Source organism: Stenotrophomonas sp. NY11291 (assembly GCF_023277365.1).
Taxonomy (GTDB): domain Bacteria; phylum Pseudomonadota; class Gammaproteobacteria; order Xanthomonadales; family Xanthomonadaceae; genus Stenotrophomonas; species Stenotrophomonas geniculata.
Map to the genome: position 1 here is coordinate 2,074,321 of NZ_CP096975.1, position 15,686 is coordinate 2,090,006.

15 protein-coding genes and 1 tRNA gene are annotated in these 15,686 nt (G+C 58.6%); 4 read left to right on the top strand and 12 right to left on the bottom strand.

The genetic code is table 11. The features are described 5' to 3' along the window. Positions 1 to 140: 140 nt before the first annotated feature. The 7 genes from M1L61_RS09795 to M1L61_RS09825 form a co-directional block, all read right to left on the bottom strand. The gene (locus M1L61_RS09795; protein ID WP_161771267.1) at positions 141 to 2,198 is read right to left on the bottom strand and encodes a YadA-like family protein; all 2,058 of its coding nucleotides are present in this window, start codon (positions 2,196 to 2,198) and stop codon (positions 141 to 143) included. Further along, a complete protein-coding gene (locus M1L61_RS09800) occupies positions 2,195 to 2,572 on the bottom strand; it encodes a hypothetical protein (RefSeq protein WP_161771266.1) in 378 nt (125 codons plus the stop codon). Before M1L61_RS09800 ends, M1L61_RS09795 begins: the two co-directional genes overlap by 4 nt. Before the next feature lie 634 nt (positions 2,573 to 3,206). Further along, positions 3,207 to 3,725: a hypothetical protein gene (locus tag M1L61_RS09805; protein ID WP_248854668.1), complete on the bottom strand. Its 519-nt coding sequence runs from the start codon at positions 3,723 to 3,725 to the stop codon at positions 3,207 to 3,209. A gap of 76 nt (positions 3,726 to 3,801) precedes the next feature. After that, positions 3,802 to 5,961, bottom strand: coding sequence for a fimbria/pilus outer membrane usher protein (locus tag M1L61_RS09810; RefSeq protein WP_248854669.1), 2,160 nt, complete (start codon positions 5,959 to 5,961; stop codon positions 3,802 to 3,804). Next, on the bottom strand, positions 5,961 to 6,587 hold the full coding sequence (locus M1L61_RS09815; protein WP_138927519.1) for a fimbria/pilus periplasmic chaperone: 627 nt from the start codon (positions 6,585 to 6,587) through the stop codon (positions 5,961 to 5,963). Before M1L61_RS09815 ends, M1L61_RS09810 begins: the two co-directional genes overlap by 1 nt. A gap of 113 nt (positions 6,588 to 6,700) precedes the next feature. Further along, a complete protein-coding gene (locus M1L61_RS09820; RefSeq protein ID WP_248854670.1) occupies positions 6,701 to 7,594 on the bottom strand; it encodes a M15 family metallopeptidase in 894 nt (297 codons plus the stop codon). A gap of 121 nt (positions 7,595 to 7,715) precedes the next feature. Continuing rightward, entirely contained in the window at positions 7,716 to 9,125 is a 1,410-nt protein-coding gene (locus tag M1L61_RS09825; protein ID WP_161771257.1) for a site-specific integrase, read from the bottom strand. Positions 9,126 to 9,164: 39 nt separating this feature from the next. Here M1L61_RS09825 and M1L61_RS09830 point away from each other — a divergent pair. Continuing rightward, a tRNA-Arg gene (locus tag M1L61_RS09830) sits at positions 9,165 to 9,241 on the top strand. Positions 9,242 to 9,414: 173 nt separating this feature from the next. Here M1L61_RS09830 and M1L61_RS09835 read toward each other — a convergent pair. Continuing rightward, complete coding sequence (locus M1L61_RS09835) at positions 9,415 to 10,305, bottom strand: dihydrodipicolinate synthase family protein (protein ID WP_248854671.1); 891 nt, start codon at positions 10,303 to 10,305, stop codon at positions 9,415 to 9,417. Positions 10,306 to 10,453: 148 nt separating this feature from the next. Here M1L61_RS09835 and M1L61_RS09840 point away from each other — a divergent pair, with 148 nt between their 5' ends. After that, on the top strand, positions 10,454 to 10,918 hold the full coding sequence (locus M1L61_RS09840) for a GNAT family N-acetyltransferase (protein ID WP_248854775.1): 465 nt from the start codon (positions 10,454 to 10,456) through the stop codon (positions 10,916 to 10,918). A gap of 7 nt (positions 10,919 to 10,925) precedes the next feature. Here M1L61_RS09840 and M1L61_RS09845 read toward each other — a convergent pair whose 3' ends face one another. Next, a complete protein-coding gene (locus M1L61_RS09845) occupies positions 10,926 to 11,483 on the bottom strand; it encodes a GNAT family N-acetyltransferase (RefSeq protein ID WP_248854672.1) in 558 nt (185 codons plus the stop codon). A gap of 146 nt (positions 11,484 to 11,629) precedes the next feature. Here M1L61_RS09845 and M1L61_RS09850 point away from each other — a divergent pair, with 146 nt between their 5' ends. Beyond that, on the top strand, positions 11,630 to 12,523 hold the full coding sequence (locus M1L61_RS09850; RefSeq protein ID WP_049436275.1) for a helix-turn-helix domain-containing protein: 894 nt from the start codon (positions 11,630 to 11,632) through the stop codon (positions 12,521 to 12,523). Here the strand turns inward: M1L61_RS09850 and M1L61_RS09855 are convergent. After that, entirely contained in the window at positions 12,471 to 13,301 is an 831-nt protein-coding gene (locus tag M1L61_RS09855) for a universal stress protein (RefSeq protein ID WP_241888321.1), read from the bottom strand. The two genes, M1L61_RS09850 and M1L61_RS09855, sit on opposite strands and share 53 nt — an antisense overlap. 171 nt (positions 13,302 to 13,472) lie before the next feature. Between M1L61_RS09855 and M1L61_RS09860 the strand changes: the two genes are divergently transcribed. Further along, a complete protein-coding gene (locus tag M1L61_RS09860; RefSeq protein ID WP_049453152.1) occupies positions 13,473 to 14,039 on the top strand; it encodes a transcriptional regulator in 567 nt (188 codons plus the stop codon). A 31-nt stretch (positions 14,040 to 14,070) separates the two neighbouring features. Here M1L61_RS09860 and M1L61_RS09865 read toward each other — a convergent pair whose 3' ends face one another. Together M1L61_RS09865 and M1L61_RS09870 are read right to left on the bottom strand one after the other, a co-directional pair. Next, a complete protein-coding gene (locus tag M1L61_RS09865; protein WP_010482617.1) occupies positions 14,071 to 14,430 on the bottom strand; it encodes a response regulator in 360 nt (119 codons plus the stop codon). Further along, complete coding sequence (locus M1L61_RS09870; protein ID WP_248854673.1) at positions 14,420 to 15,556, bottom strand: PAS domain-containing sensor histidine kinase; 1,137 nt, start codon at positions 15,554 to 15,556, stop codon at positions 14,420 to 14,422. Before M1L61_RS09870 ends, M1L61_RS09865 begins: the two co-directional genes overlap by 11 nt. Positions 15,557 to 15,686: the final 130 nt, after the last annotated feature.

Below are 15,686 nucleotides of genomic sequence, written 5' to 3' on the forward strand. Positions count from 1 at the left end.
CCGGCCAGCGGAGCTCTGACTCAAAGGTGTTCTGGTCTTTCGTCAATGCTCTATGAAAGAAAGATGGGGGCCCCCTCACTCAAAAAGGGAACCCCCGCCTGGGAAGAAGGAGATCGGATCTCCCCAGGTTTGAACAGTAATTAGCGGCCGAGATTGACTGAGATACCGATGCCGCCTTGCATGGAACCGCCACCCATGCCCTTGGAGAATCCTGCTGAGAGGTTGACCTTCTCACTCACACGGACCTTCCAACCGACAGCCACAGCAGCTTTGTTGCCATAGAAGCCCACACCCGCTATCGCATGCACTTCGCCGATCACACCAGAATTTTGTGCACCCATCATGCTTGCAAATGCTGCGGACTGAGCCCCCTGAATCTTGACCTCGCGTTCCAGGTTGCCAACGCGTCGATTGGTGTCTTCCCATCGGTCAGACCACTGCTGCTGCAAGTCATAGAGCTGACCGCCATTGACCGCGTCCGTCGACCCCTGGGAGATCGAGCCGTTGCCCACTCCGGTTACACGGTTGCCACCGGCATTGATCCCCTCACCATTGATGATGGTCTTAGCTACCTTGATTGATCCTTGATCGCTCAGCTCGACTTGATCTGAGAGGCTCACAGAAGTGCTCCCGTCTGCTTTGGTCTGAATTTCGATGTTCTTGCCAGCTGCCACATTGGCCGAGCCGTTTTTCCCATCTTGACCTGGATCGCCCTTATCGCCTTTGTCGCCCTGCGCTCCTGTCTCACCTTTCTCGCCCTGCGGTCCAGGAGTGTTGGATCCACCGCCACCTGGTGCGCTCTCCAAGCCTGTCACCCTCCCATCCAGGTCAGCCAGCGCATCGCCAACAGTGTTGTAGCTAGCACCACTTAGGAAGTTGAAGCTTGGAGCTGCGATGGTGTTCGTGATCGCGTTGTAACTTGCGCCGCCGCCCAAGTAGCTGGTGGTCGATGAGAGCGCGCTTTGGGTGTTGGTGACTTGGACCGCCACGCTGTTGAGCTGACCCATGTTGACTGCGTCAGTTTCATCCTGGCCACTCGCGATGTTCGTCAACCGAACGGGCTGACCAGCCGCGCTACCAAAGCTTGCGGTCATTGACTCAGTGCACGATGCACCGTAGCCAATGGCAATGCAGTCCTGACCGGCCGTTGCGTAAGCACCCAAAGCGACAGACGAGTCGCCAGCAACGGTTTGATGTCCGCCCGCAAAGGCAGAATCACCCGCTGAACTCAGGCTTCCGATGACCGTCGATCCATAGAGCGAAGCCGCGCTGTCAGCACCAATCACCGTGTTGTAGGTGCCAGCTGCCTTCGCTCCGGCTCCTGCTGCTACGACTGACTGGCCTGTGGCTTGTGTGGCATCTGAGCCATCTGATACGGGAGATGTCGCCTTAAAATAGGGCGAGGCCGATCCGCTACTTGGCTTGTTGTCCAAGGCAGTTAGAGCAGCACCAACAGTCGTGTAAGTGCCTGTTGAAAGAGCATAGTTTGGAGCAGTGAAAGCACCGTTCGTGAAGCTCGCTCCGCCGCCCAGTGATGCAGCAAGTGGGGCAATCTGACTCACGATTACCGCGTCATTTGCGGCCTGACCAGCTGCAACATTCACGATGCGGCGACGCAAACTGCTGTCGCCGACAGATACGGTGTTGGCTCCGCCATCCGTCGAACCATGTCCCAAAGACACAGCATTTTGGGAGTATGCTTCGCCGCCTATGGCGATTGTGCGAGCGCCAGCAGCTTGCCCGCCAATTGCGATTGCAGAACCGAACATGCTGCCATTGGCCACTGCGCCTGAGCCAATGGCAATGCTGCCGATGGTGCCGGCGTAAGCTCGGTATCCAAAGGCTACCGCTTGCTGGCTAGCGACAGAAAAATTGCCGATTGCTGAACCGCCCCAAGCGGATGAGGCCGTATCGCCAAAGGCAACGCCGCCGTCTGTATTGGTAGCCCGATTTCCAACGACAGTTGCCGTTCCGATTGGGTTGGCATCGATGGAGTTGTCTGTGACTCCTCCGGTAGTCAGCCACGCCGAAGCGCCGTTGCCGAGCACGAGACAGCCGACTACACCATTGTCCCGGCATGTGGCGTTCTGAGACCCCTTGATGATCATTTGGTCGCCGACTGTGTCAGCCAAAGCCGGCTGAGCGAAGGCCGCAAGTGCGAACGACAGGGCGAGTGAGAGTCTGCGGAGAGCGCTCATTGCTTCACCCCACCGCATACGAAGGTGGGGCCAGGCACTGCGCTGATCTTTCCGTCTTTACTTGGCTTGGAGATCACGACCTCTTGGAAGCTCGCTCCTTTTCTTGATGCAAAGGTTGCGGTGTAGCGGCCGTCTCTGCCTGTGCGTGCTTCCGCGACGGGAGACGTCCCTTGGTTTGCGCGAATGACGATATGCGCATCAGAGACGAGTTCGTTAGCAACGATCAGTGCACCTTGAACTGTGCATACGCTGTTTTGATAGGTGACAGTTGGCTTGACGGCCGCATTGAATGCTTGTGGATCAACTGTTGTGATCACTGTTGCAAAGGCTGGTGCCGATAAAAGGGAAAGTATTGGGATGAATAATTTAAACACTGGATCTCCGTCTCGTTGAGTTGCCTTTAACAAAACAGAAAAAATCTAAAGCGCAAGACGTTGATCACAAAAAAAACCGCCCGAAGGCGGCTTTTCTATTCTGTATTTTATTCGCACTTCAAAGATGGTCCTCCGAAAATGTAAAAGGCGTGTTTTGGATCTGCTGTCTTGGCTCTGATGTATTGATGAGGGCTCGCCGTAGTTGGGGTGTAGGTGTAAGAGAAGAAGCCACGGTTGTCGGTCTCGACAAGGGCAATGCGCTTGTCTTTTGTGTCTGTCAATAACACCGGTGCGTTAGATTCTAGTTTTCTACCGGTTGACACTAGTCCGCTGACAGTGCATTTCGCATCGCCCGATGTGGTGTCGTCATGATTGCTGATTGTGTAAAGCTCATAGTGATTTGGCACAGGTCTGGACGATCTGTCGAGGCTGATCCCGCTGGGCTGTAAGGGCTTTGGTCCTGAGCTGGCTTGTGCACATGTGCTGGCCGCCATGAGCGCGAGTATTAAAAGTGGTTTCATTGAATCTCCTTTGTTGAGTGGTGTTGGTTTAGTCAAACACCAAATGGCTTTTGCGCAAGGGTTGGAGCATAAAAAAACCGCCCGAAGGCGGCTTCTTTTTTAAATTGGCGATCTTAGTAAGAAATCGTGATTTGACGTTCTGCTGTGTAAGTGCCAACAGCTGCATATGTCGCGTCGGTGTTGACAGTGATGCGAGTGCTGAACACCTGTTCCACGCCAGTGCCGACAGAGCTCAATGCCGCATTGTTTGCAGTAGTGCTAAAGGGCTGCCAGTTCGACGGACCGCTCAGGCCAAAGCTCGCGCGCGCCTTGATCTCTTTTGAGGTAGCGGCGTCAGTCATCACGAAGTTGCCCGATGCATCGGCGGTATCCATCTCAACCGTGTAGGGGAGGTCTTTGTTGCAGGTGACAGTCAGATCCTGGATCGCAGAGAGCGCAACGATAACGCTGTTCTCGTCCTTTTCACCCAGCTGCATAAATACATCATCAGGAATTGCCATTTTGCAGACTGCCGCTTGAACGGCAGTGATATTCATTGTCTGTGTCTCAGTTGCAGCAAAAGCCGGATTTGCAGCAGCCATTGCCAAGCCAAATGCTAAGCCGGTAGCAATGGTAATTTTATTCTTTAACATCGATTGATCTCCTTCATTGATAAGCGGAATTGCTTAGTATCCAATCGAAGTTAAGGCGAATTTGAAATTGCGCAAGTCATTCGCACTGAATTTGCACAAGATCTTTGTCCGCCTTGTCGATGGGAAGGACACCACTGCAAGTGACGCTATCTGTTTTGATCGTGACGCTTCTGCCAGGGTTGTAGGTAGGAAGGAATATTCGGCCGTCATCAGCGATTGGAACTTCCAAGTCGTCTGCGACCGCGACCCCTGAACCACGCACGATCTTCCCTTGGAACATCGCTCGCAGTTCTAGCGGTTTGATGTAAGAGATTGGAAAGATCACTTTGCTTCCGAACAACCGAGGTGGTGTCGTTGTCTGGGTGCGTTGATTGATCTGTGCATCCAGAGGCAAAGAACTTACGTCTAGGCCGACGTTCGACGTTCGGTATGCAGACAACGGGAAGAGGGCGTAACCGCTACTATTTGTGACTTGGTTCGAGCCATTGGCATTGAGCTTTGCATTCGCCGTGTCAGCAACTTCGACGAGAGCAAAGGAGCGATTGAGAGTGCGACCGACAAGTGCACCACCTTCGCCCAGCCAGATTGAGCCCTCGTAGCGCCCTGTCACGCCGATATCGCCATTGCGCGTCGTGGACTGTGCTTGGAAGCGTCCTGAGCGGGTGTCTAGGCCAGCATTGGCGTAAGAGCCCGTGTCAGACGTTCCCAATCCATAGTTGATCCTTCCGGCTCTGCCGTTGAATGCCAGGTTCCTGTGGTCATCACTGAGCGACATGCTCGCTCGCTGCCGGGTGCCAAATTGACGGGTGTAGAACACATAGAAGCCACTCTCATCGCGGTCTCGATAGAGCTGGACGCTCAGGGTGCTGTTGGCACCTGAGTAGCGGCCGGTGAGGCTCAGACGCTCGGTCTGAGCCCCCGTTGAGTAGGTGTTCGAAGACCAGGACAATCCAACTTGGAACGGGCGATGGGTGTAGGCGATGCTCGCCAGATTACTGTTAGTGATGACCGATCCGGCGCGCCATTGGTCACTGAGCTGCCAGCTGTCAGTGGAGCGCTTCTGGGTCTGAGCGTTGACCGACCAATTTCGCGTCTGGAAGCTGTATCCAGCCGAGTATGAGAGGGCGCTTTGCCCATCCGATTGGCTTGCCAGACTGCTTAGAGTGAGGACACCAGCGGTCCCTAGAACGACAGTTGCATCCAGCCCCAGGTTCGCGTTCTGCCCCATCATTTGTGCAGAGGAGCCGAGCGTAAAGAAAGGGCTCAGGCCCCTGCGGTAGAAGCCCGCGAGCGCAAGATCTCGGTAGTCGTTACCAATGGATCCGAAGCGGCTCAGGCCGCCAGTCACAGCCCATTCTGATGCCCTTGGGCGCAGGGCCCGGTTGGTAAAATAGAAGTCACTCTGAATGATCTGCTCGCGGCCAAACTGGTCTCTCAACACGACAGACGACGAGTTCAAGCCATTGAGCATCGAGCCTTGCTCGATGGAGTAGGGGCCTCGATCCAGGTTGAGCTGGCGTTGCCGCTCGTTGTTGAGATAGATCTCAGCTGTGGTCCTGCTATCGGCAATGCCGGCGATAACCGGGACGGGGTAGAGATCGCCCGTAAGCTCGCGCTCCGTGCCGACGTTGAAGCCCAGCAAATTCGACGTGGACGTGATGCCTAGCGTAGGCGTAAAGACATCCCCGATCTCCACCGAGAGTCCCTTCCTGATGAAGTCCTTGGTCCATGTCGTGAGCCCCCGTGCGTTGGAAGAACCACCAGGTTGAACGTTCAATTGCCCCGTGTTGATTAGCACACCACCTGCGAGACCTGTTCGCATGTCATAGCCCCAGGATGCTGCCCAGTCGCCTCGGTATGAGCGGATGACGGCGAGATCTTGGTTGATCAAGATGCCCTTCGGTGCGGGGTCTGCCTCTACAAGCGCGTCCGCTGATCCCACGACCTGAGGCCTGAAATATTTGCCAGGCACTGTGAGGGTGACGAGTTGCTTCTCATCTTGCACTTCCACCCCGACACCGAGGGCTTTCATGCTCTGGATAGAGGCGAAGTCGCCGACCAAGCCGTAGCTTTTGAGCTTTGCGGATGGGACGAGCAAATCGCCGTCATCCGTTGTTGTTGCTAGAAGTGCCTCATCTACTGTTTTCCCATTGATCGAGATGGCATAGATGCTCTCAGCACCATATGAACTTGAACACCAAAGAAGAGGGGCTAGCGCCAAAGCGCGCCAGGCCATTACTCAATCACTAGCTCAGTCACAACGCCATTGATCAAAGCCTTGACCGATGTCGCGTTGCCTTTAGAAATCACCATCTCCTCCCCAGGCAGCAAGTAGCCGACCAGACCATCACGACGATAGCTGCCATAGTTGAGGTTCGCGATCTGGGCAGTAATCGGGCTTGCATTGCGAAGAACGATGGCTGATTCAGACGCTCTAGCGGTGACTGTGGCTCTATCAGATGCACGCCAAAAAAGGGGGAAGTTCATGTTGAAGACGGGCTCAATCCCAGTCGTCTCCAGCTTCTTGACGTTCTTCTCTTTCACGACGACGCGATAAGCAAGCTCACTGCTGGATGTCTCGGTGTTGATGAAGCGGACCACTTGAGATTTGCCTGCTTCGAGATAGAAGGAGCTTGGAGCGAAACGGATAGCGTCAACAGGTGTGCGGGCCTGCTTTCCATCAACCAGGGTCCACTTGAATGCTTGAAGCTGATACTCCTTTCTCTCATTCGAGGTGTTGACGACAGTCAACGAGCCATTGTTCTTTTCTGGGCTAATCGTTTGGGCCAGGGGCGAAACTTGCATTGCATTAGACGCAAATGGACATAGCGCTAGTGCTGCGCTTAACAATAGATATTTCATTAGATCTCCGAGTTTTTTGAGTGTCCTTCACAAATAACCCGGGTCCAAAGATTGTCAAGCTGTGTGCAATAAAGAAGCCGCAACAATGTGCGGCTCTATGTTCAAACGCTCGATTAGGAAAAAGTGTATTTGAAGAGGTCGGGCCGGGCCATGCATGCTCTATTTGGGTGCTGAACAGTCCATCCCCAGGAAAGGAACCGATCTTTACCCATAGCGATGCAGGTGGCTTCCAAGCCCATTGGGCACCAGGTTGATACCAATGCTCGTTCAAGAATCAAAGATGATGGTTCGCCAGCGCTCGCGACGAAATTGGGTAGAGGTTGGCCGTGGCGCTTTGCCCATTTGGACTGACCACACTCGGCTTTCATCTCAACGTGCGGATAGTCTTTGGGAGAGGTCCACCGGCCACCCCAGTTCAATCCGAGGATCTCAGCCAGCTCCCCGAACCGCTCATATCCGGCCAGAACATGAGGATCAATCAGATCCCAGCTCGGCTTTCCATCGACATAGATGGCGGCATCCAGGGCTAAGCCATAGTTGTGGCAGCTCGACCAGGCTCCAACACTCGTGACACCAGACGCGGACGCGAGGAGGACGGCTTGGCGTTCAGGGCTTCGATATCCCTCTATAGGTCTCAGATCAAACCCTTCCGCTTCCATCACCTCCTGAATTGCTTCGATCTTTTCTCTGAGATCAGGATGGACGCCTTTCCAGGCGCGTTCTTGAGCTGGGTGGAAAAAGCGATAGATGCGTCCGCGTGCTTTCTTCTTTGATCTTGGTATTTCGGCTTGGAACGAGATGCTCTTTGACACGACTTCTCCATAGGAAGCAGGAGTTGAAGAGCCATAGATGATTCCGGTTGAACTTTGATCAAAGAATTGAGCGTGAGCTGTGCTCGGGCTCACCAGGAAATTCGATGAAGTGAGTTTCGACCAATAAGGTTCTTGACCAGCGAAGACGGAAGTTGGTGAAAGGAGTATGAGAAAGCTAAAGAGCAGTTTGCGCATCGGATCTCCAGTTTTATTTGAGTGTTAATCACAAATAAGCCGGGGTCACACAATGTCAAGGACTCGGGCATTAAAAAGCCGCCAGTCAATGGCGGCTTTAAGAACTGGTGTGACTTTGATCCTATTTGCTTTTCATGCGTGCATTGAAGGCGAGAGAGATAGCGGCAGTCATGTCCTCACTGCTCAAAAGAAGCAGGGATCGAACCACTTCCTGAATGCTGGTCTCAACATCTCCCCGGCTTTCAAGCTCATCGATCTTCTTTCCGAGCTCTACGGGATCTGGATTGAAGTAGCGCATGAACATCTTCAAGTCTCTGTGCCCTGAGATCTTCGCCGCTTCCGCTGGGTTGAGGTAGTGGCCGAGTTCCGTGATGCGGGTATGACGAAGATCATGAATTCGTGCGGTCAAGATGTCCGGATTGTCCTGGCTGATAGCGACATCAGAACGTGCCCGGTCCCAAGCCTGGGTGATCGTGTCTGGTCGGGATCTTTTGCCGCGACTTGATACGAAGACCGGGCCTCTTTTTTCTGAGGAAAATGTATGCCGCTCTTCTAAAAGTCTCAGTGCATCTTTGTTAAGCGGAATTGTCCGTTCAACGTATTTGCCATCATTAGCCTTTGTCCCTCGCAGCCGTGCGGTCTTGTTTTTAAAGTTGATGTCTGACCAATCAAGCTTGATGCACTCAGAGCGTCGGGCCGCAGTAAAGCGGGCGAAACGGATGACATCAATGGTAGCCGGATCTGTTCGTCCCTTTTCCAAGCGCTCAATGATCGAGTTCCACTCGTCTTCTGTGAGAGTCCTGGATCGTGAATCGTCTTGGTTCAGGGATTTGAGTGTGGCAATGGGTGAGCGGATATCGATCTTCCAAGCGTCATAAGCATGCTTAAAGATCGTTTGAATTGTGGTCAACGCCCGTTTCTTGCTCCCTGGCACAATTTCGCGAACGGACCCGTCTTTCAGGACTTTGACGTAGAGATTGACGAAGGAGGTCGAGTGCTTGCCTAGGAAATCGTCACTTGTGAGGTCCTTGGCGAGCTTGTTGGTGAGCAGTGACATGCCCGTTTTGTGCAGCCCAAGGCCCTTGCCGGTGCCCAAAAACAACATGACGTTCGACCGATCAGTCCTCACAGAAGAGTGTTTGATCACTCCCGAATCGATCTCATCCACATAGCGCCGCAGGAGGTCCCCAAACGTCCAGGCGTCGGCCGTGTTGGCGAAAGGGGTCTGCCTGAGCTCGAGGGAGGCGTGTTCACGGCTCACGTAGGCTTCGGCCATGAGCCTTGCCGTATCGATATAGTGCTCGGTCCCGGGCTTGGCCTTTGGATCGACTGGGTAGCGTTTGAGGGGGAATTTGAGCGCCTGGCCGTCCAGGGAGCGCCTGATTCGGGCCTCCCACCGCAGTTGGCCATCGGTCCGCAGCGTCACGCCAGCCGCAAGGCTCACGGCCTGAGAGGGCTTGATCCCAGGGGGCAGGGCACCGGAAAACGACTTGATTCGCCCCTTCTTAACGACCTTCTTCTCTTTGCTCACGAGTCCAACCCCTGTATCCTTAACGGGCAACTGCTGCAAGGCCCCGTGGCACAATTGGATAGCGCGCGTCCCTCCTAAGGACGAGGTTGCTGGTTCGAACCCAGCCGGGGTCACCATTTCAGGCCGCTCGCCACAAGAGCGCCACAGCGATGCTAACTTTCGCGCCTAAAGCCTTGCAGGGCTTAGGTTTGAGGATAACGTGGTTTTCCCTCCTAAGGGGAAGGTCGCCCGTTCGAATCGGGCCGGGGTCACCACCCGCCACACTGCACGGCAACCGCTCGCCGGGCTTCTACAACAGCCCCAGCCCACCCAGCACCGCCGCCACCTCCTCGCGCTCACCACCGCGCAGCCCCTGCAACGGCAGCGGCAGGCAGTTCTCGCCGCACAGCCCCAGCAGCGCCGCCGCGCAGGCCATGACGCGAATCCCGCCAAACCGGTCATACAACGACCACAGCGGCGCCAGTCGTGCAGAGAGGGCAATGGCACCTTCGGCATCGCTGTTACCCACGGCCCGCATGATCTGCAGCGCAACCTCGGGGAACAGTCCGGCAGTTACCGAATACCAGCCATCGCACCCCGCCAGCAGTCCACGCACTGCCGAGGCATCACCACTGACGCCCAGCGTCACATGCGCAGGAACGCACGCACGGAGTGAAGCGACGCGCGCGGCCGCCTCGGCCGGATCGTCAGCAAGGCGCGGGATCTTGATCGAAGCAATGTTGGGCAGTGCGGCGATCCGGCCATGCAGCGCATCGGTGAAGCGGAAATGCGTGGTGCCCGGATTGTCGTAGACGCAGATCGGTGTGCGCACCGCTGCGCATATGGTTTCGAACAGCGCTTGCACCTCATGATTCTTCAGGGGCTGGTAGGACACCGGGGCTAGCAGCAGGCCAGCAGCACCCGCATCCTCCGCATCCAGCGCCAGTGCCAGCACATCGCGGGTACGCAGTGCACCGATGCCGGCGATCACCGGTACGCCCCCGGCATGCGCGAGTGCTTCGCGCAGCACCCGCTTGCGCTCGGGCTTTTCAAGATAGGCGTAGCTGCCCGTCGAGCCCAGGACGCCCATTGAATCAACACCGGAATCAGCCAGGCGCTCGATCAGTTGCGCAAATGCCCGAAAGTCGATGCCGGCTTCAGAGAGCGGGGTCAAAGGAAACGCGCTGAGGCCATTGAACATGGGATCTCCCGGAACTGGAATGGGCTGGGTGCCGCCGCGCCTGGGGCGTGCCGACTGGGGCGTCTGGAATTGTTTATTGTCCTATGACAAAACTCAAGTGCCGCCATGCAGAGTGTCTATCCGGTGCAAATGGCGCACCATGAATGTCATGGAGCCCAACCTTCGCCCCGTCCAGCCTTTGCACTACGCTCCCATTGCCGATTGGCTTGATTCCGCCGAGGCCACCCAGCGCTGGGCAGGCCCGGGTGTGCCGTTTCCACTACCGCCGGAGCGGTTCGCGCAGGTGCTTGAGCTCGAGGTGCGCCCGGGCTGGGCGCTGCTGGACGAGCAGGGTGTTTGTGTAGGCTTCGGCCAGTACTGGATGACCGGCGCCGGCACCGCGCACCTGGGCCGCATCATTGTTTCCCCACTGGCACGCGGGCGCGGCCTTGGCCGGCTGCTCGTTCAGTCCTTGAGTGCACAGGCGATGCGCGAAAGCGGTATCCAACGCCTCACTCTGCGTGTCTATCGTGACAACACGGCCGCCGTGGCCCTGTACCGCGATCTCGGTTTCCAGCAGGTCGAAGCGTCCTCGACGCAGGAACTTCTGTTCATGCAGCGCACGTCGGGCTGAATCCTGTTCAAGCAGGTGTGGCGGCCTGCAGGGCACACCATTGCTCGCGGGTGATGCGGCTGATGTGCTCGGTACGGTAGTCGCCAAGGAAGCTGTTGAACTTGTTCAATTCGGTATGGTGATGCTGGAAACCGCATTTGCTCTGCGCGATGAGCGATTGCAGGTTATCAGCGAAGTAACCGCACCACAGCGCTTCCAGCTCCAGCTGCAGGAATGCATGCCGCATCACTTCGCGCACCGCTTCGGGGACCAGCCCGCGGCCCCAGTACGGTACGCCGATCCAGTAGGCGATCTCGCCTTCGCGGTCGCTGATCTCGAAGTTGCTGTCAGCGCCGATCAGGATGCCGACACAGCCGATGGCGCGGCCGTCTTCGCGGTTCTGCAGAGCGTAGACCTCCGGTTGGTTGAAGACGGTGCGGATGATTTCGGTACTTTCCTCGACACTGGTGTGCACCGGCCAACCGGCGATCGGACCCACGCGCGGGTCGCGGGCGTACGCGTACAGATCGGCGGCGTCGGTGTCTCGCCAGGGGCGAAGGATCAAGCGTTCGGTGTGCAGCTGCATGTCGATTCCAAGGAGACAAAGTGAGCGCACAGGCTAGGTCGCCAGGCGCGGCCGGCCCAGAGTGGGACCTTGATGGTTTCGGTACTTTTCACAACTGATGGTCGAGCCCGGGTATGCTGGGGCCCGGAATACAGCCGGATCGGCCCATGGACCGCGTACCCCAGCTTCTGGACCAGGACGAATCCATGCGGCTGGAGGTCAGTACGCTGGCCGAAGGGCAGGGCGTCCCGTTGTCGTTCGGTCACGCTTATCTGGCGGTACTGGTATGCGTCTCGGGGCGCGCGCGCTTTGCACTGAATTTTCGTGAAGTAGCGGTGCAGCGTCATGATGTGCTGGTGCTGGCAGAGGACACGCTGGCGCTGCTGCGGCATCGCTCGCGCGGCTTCCTGGCGATGGTCTGCCTGATGCCCAAGGCGCTGGCATCGGAGGTGGCCTATGTGTTGCCCAATGCGCTGTTCCAGTTCCTGCACGAACAGCCGCACTGCCGGCCATCACCGTTGGATGTGCCGTTGCTGCAGGGATGGTTGCAGCTGATGATGGACGCGCAGCACAACGGTGGACGGCATCGCCACGTGATGCTGCGCAATCTGCTGCAGAGTTTCTTCCTGAAGATGGCCACGTTGCTGCCGAAGCAGAAGCGGGCGCCCGCGCAGGTCAGCCGACGCGAGCGCCTGGCCTGGAGCTTCTGGGAGCTGGTCGGGCAGCGCAGCACGCGCCAACGTGACGTGCAGTCCTACGCCGAGGCGCTGTGCATCACCCCGTTCTATCTTTCGCAGCTGACCCGCGAGTGCTTCGACGAGACGCCGAAGGCATTGATCGACCGTCAGGTGGTGCTGGAGATCAAGGCACTGCTCACCTACAGCGAATTGCCGATCGGTCGCATCGCCGAGCGCCTGTGTTTCGAGGATGCGTCCTACCTGTGTCGCTACTTCCGGCGGCATACCGGTCAATCGCTGACTGGCTACCGCCGGGCGGGGCAGGGTGGCACTAATGTGATACGAACAGCGGCGCCGGTACTTCGGCGAGCAGATCCTCGGTGACTCCGCCGAGCACGCGCTCGACCACCCGGCTGCGGCTGTAAGGGCCCAGCACCAGCAGGTCTGCGTCGGCATCGAGTACGTGCTGGCGGATGGTTGCGGCAACGCCGCCCTGGCTCGAACTGATCGTCTGGATCTCCACCTCAACGCCATGCCGCGATAGATGCTGGGCCATCTCTGCGCCGGGTGTGGCCTCGGCCTTGGGCGTGTCGACCATCAGCAGGTGCACCGCTTGTGCACGCGCGAGCAGGGGCAGCGCATCGGCCACCGCGCGACGTGCCTGCTTGCTGGCATTCCAGGCCACCACAATGCGATGGCCGACCTGATCGCCCTGCCAGTGCGGCGGCACCAGCAGCATCGGCACGCCGGTCTGGCGCAGCGTGCCCAGCGGGTGCCAGCCAGAAGGGGCGCCGGGCGTGCGCGGATAGCCGGCGATGATCAGGTCGCAGTACAGCGACTGCAGGGCCAGGTCGGCGCCGCCCAGATAGTCCGAGACGATGCGCAGTTCGGTGCTGATCTGCAGCGGCTCGGACACGGCACGCAGGTTCTGCATCAACTGTGCGGTGCAGGCGGCATCCGCGCGCGCCTCATGGTCGAGCGCGGCGGCGATGCCGGCGCCGCGCGCGAAGCCGTTGGCGATGTCGGTGGGATGCTGGGCGGTGGAGACTGCGACCAGATGCGCCTGCTGCGCCTGCGCCAGATGGGCGGCGATGTTGAGAACGCGGTTCCCGGTGTCGCTGGCGTCGAACAGTACAGCGATATCGCGTAGTGGATGCAGCATGGCGTTGTCTCCTTCGATGCCTGTGACGCGTTCCCTGTCGCGCACCGACCCGGGTGCACCGGACGCACACCCGTTTTAGCGCATTGGTGATTCGGATGAATCATCCGTGATTCAGTTTATTAATTGATGATTCATGCTAGCGTGAGGGTGAACCCACACCTCAGCGCTTTCATGCGACCTGCCGCAGCACGCACCCGCCGCGACCTGCACCACGCCCTGGCAGCCACCCTTGTCAGCCATCCGCGCTGCACGCTCAGCGAACTGGCGCAGGGGGCAGGCATCAGCCGGGCCACGCTGTATCGGTTTGCACCAACACGTGAAGCGATAGACGAAGCACTGTTCGCCGCAGGCTTCGAGCGTCTGGAAGCGGCGGCGGTCTGGTTCGACGAGGGCGGTGATGCACGCCACGTGCTGGAGCAGGTCACCGCCACGCTGCTGGCGGACTGGGAACTGGTGACGCTGCTGTTCGCGCGGATGATGGAAGAGCAGCAGCGCCAGGGCGACCTGCATCTGCTGCCGGAGCGCTGGGCGCCGATCGGCGAGCGCTTCGAGGCCTTTTTCCTGCGTGGTCAGGCGGCCGGAGAGTTCAACGTCGGTTTCACCGCGGTGTGGCTCGCGGACTTCTACTGGACCTGTTTCTACGGCATCACCTGGTCACTCGCACGTGGTCGGCTGGCGCCGGCCGCGGCGGCCTCCACGCTGCTCGCGTCGTTCCAGCGGGGGGCGATGAAGGATTGACCGCAGGGGCTTGCGGCCGGGGCGCCGTGGCTTACGCCTGCTTCAACAACTGCACCAGCTGGCGCAGCCGATACGGCTTGGGCAGGAACTCCACCTGTTCCGGCAGCGGCGGCAGCTGCGAGCGCGCATAACCGGACGACAGGATCATCCGCGCCTGCGGTTGTTCGCGCGCCACATGCTCGCTCAGCTCGATGCCGGACATGCCGTTGGGCATGCTGACGTCGCTGAACACCACGTCGAAACGTGCTTCGCCCTTCAGCAGGGCGGCGGCCTCATGCGCGTCGGCGGTCGTGGCCACGTCGATGCCGAGGTCGCGCAGGGCCAGGCCGATCATTTCACGCAGATCGGTCTGGTCTTCCACCATCAATACGCGGATCGGGTCATCGGTCATCGGCAGGGTCCTCCATTGCGGGGAGCAGCAGGCTGACCGTGGTGCCGACACCGGGCGTGGTGGACACGTCGACGAAGCCGCCGCTCTGGGTAGTGAATCCGAACACCTGGCTCAGGCCCAGGCCGCTGCCTTTGCCGATGTCCTTGGTGGTGAAGAACGGCTCGGTCGCCCGTTCGGCGATGTCGGCCGCCATGCCGTGGCCCTCATCGCAGACGCTGAGCGTGACATAGCCACGTTGCAGCGTGGAGTCCGCATCCGGGTCGAGGCGATGCTCCAGCGCGGTGCCGATCAGGATGCGGCCGCCTTCAAGGGTAGCATCCGCGGCATTGGCGACCAGATTGGCCAGCGCAGCCTGCAACTGCATCGCATCGGTGTTCACCAGGGGCAGGCCGGGTGTGAGCCGTAACTCCAGCAGCACCGCAGGCGGACAGGCGCGCTGCAGGTCCGGCAGCCCTTGCAGTACCAGGGCATTGATGTCCAGTGGCTCGCGGATCAGCGTCTGGCCGGTGCTGAACGCCAGCAACTGGCGGGTCAACAGCGCGCCGCGGTCGGTGGCTGCCTGTGCAGCATCCAGCAGCTCGGCGGCACGCGCATCGTCACCGCTTACACGCAGTGAGAGCAGGTCCAACGCGTTGCCGATGGTGGTCAGCAGGTTGTTGAATTCGTGCGAAAGGCCGCGGCTGAGGCGGCCGACGGTTTCGAACTGCTGGGTGTTGCGCAGCGCACGCTGGGCGTCGCGCAGCAGTCGTTGTGCCTGCCACTGCTCGGTGATGTCGCGGGTGATCTTGACGAAGCCGAGCAGCTCGCCTGCCTCGACGACCGGCTCGATGACCACGCTGGCACGGAACGAGGAGCCATCGCGACGTACCCGCCACCCTTCACTGGCAACGTGGCCATGTTGAGCTGCATGGCGGAGCAGGCGCTGCGGTTCCCCCGCCTCGCGATCGGCAGCCAGATAGAAACGGCCAAAGTGCGTGCCTACCACTTCATCGGCTGAATAGCCCTTGATGCGCTCCGCGCCCGGGTTCCAGCTGCAGACCATGCCATCAGGATCAAGCAGGTACAGCGCATGGTCGCGCACGCTGTCGATCAGCAGTCGCAGTTGGCGTGAAGGGTCCGTCAGCACGGACGTCGTAGAGGCGGCAGCGTCCACGTGGAAATGAGCATTACCCCTGGGAGGGACGTGAAGCTAGGCAGTGCAGTGTGAAGAGTGTGTGGAGGCATGGCACGTGCCATTCGTACTGTGCGGCTGAATA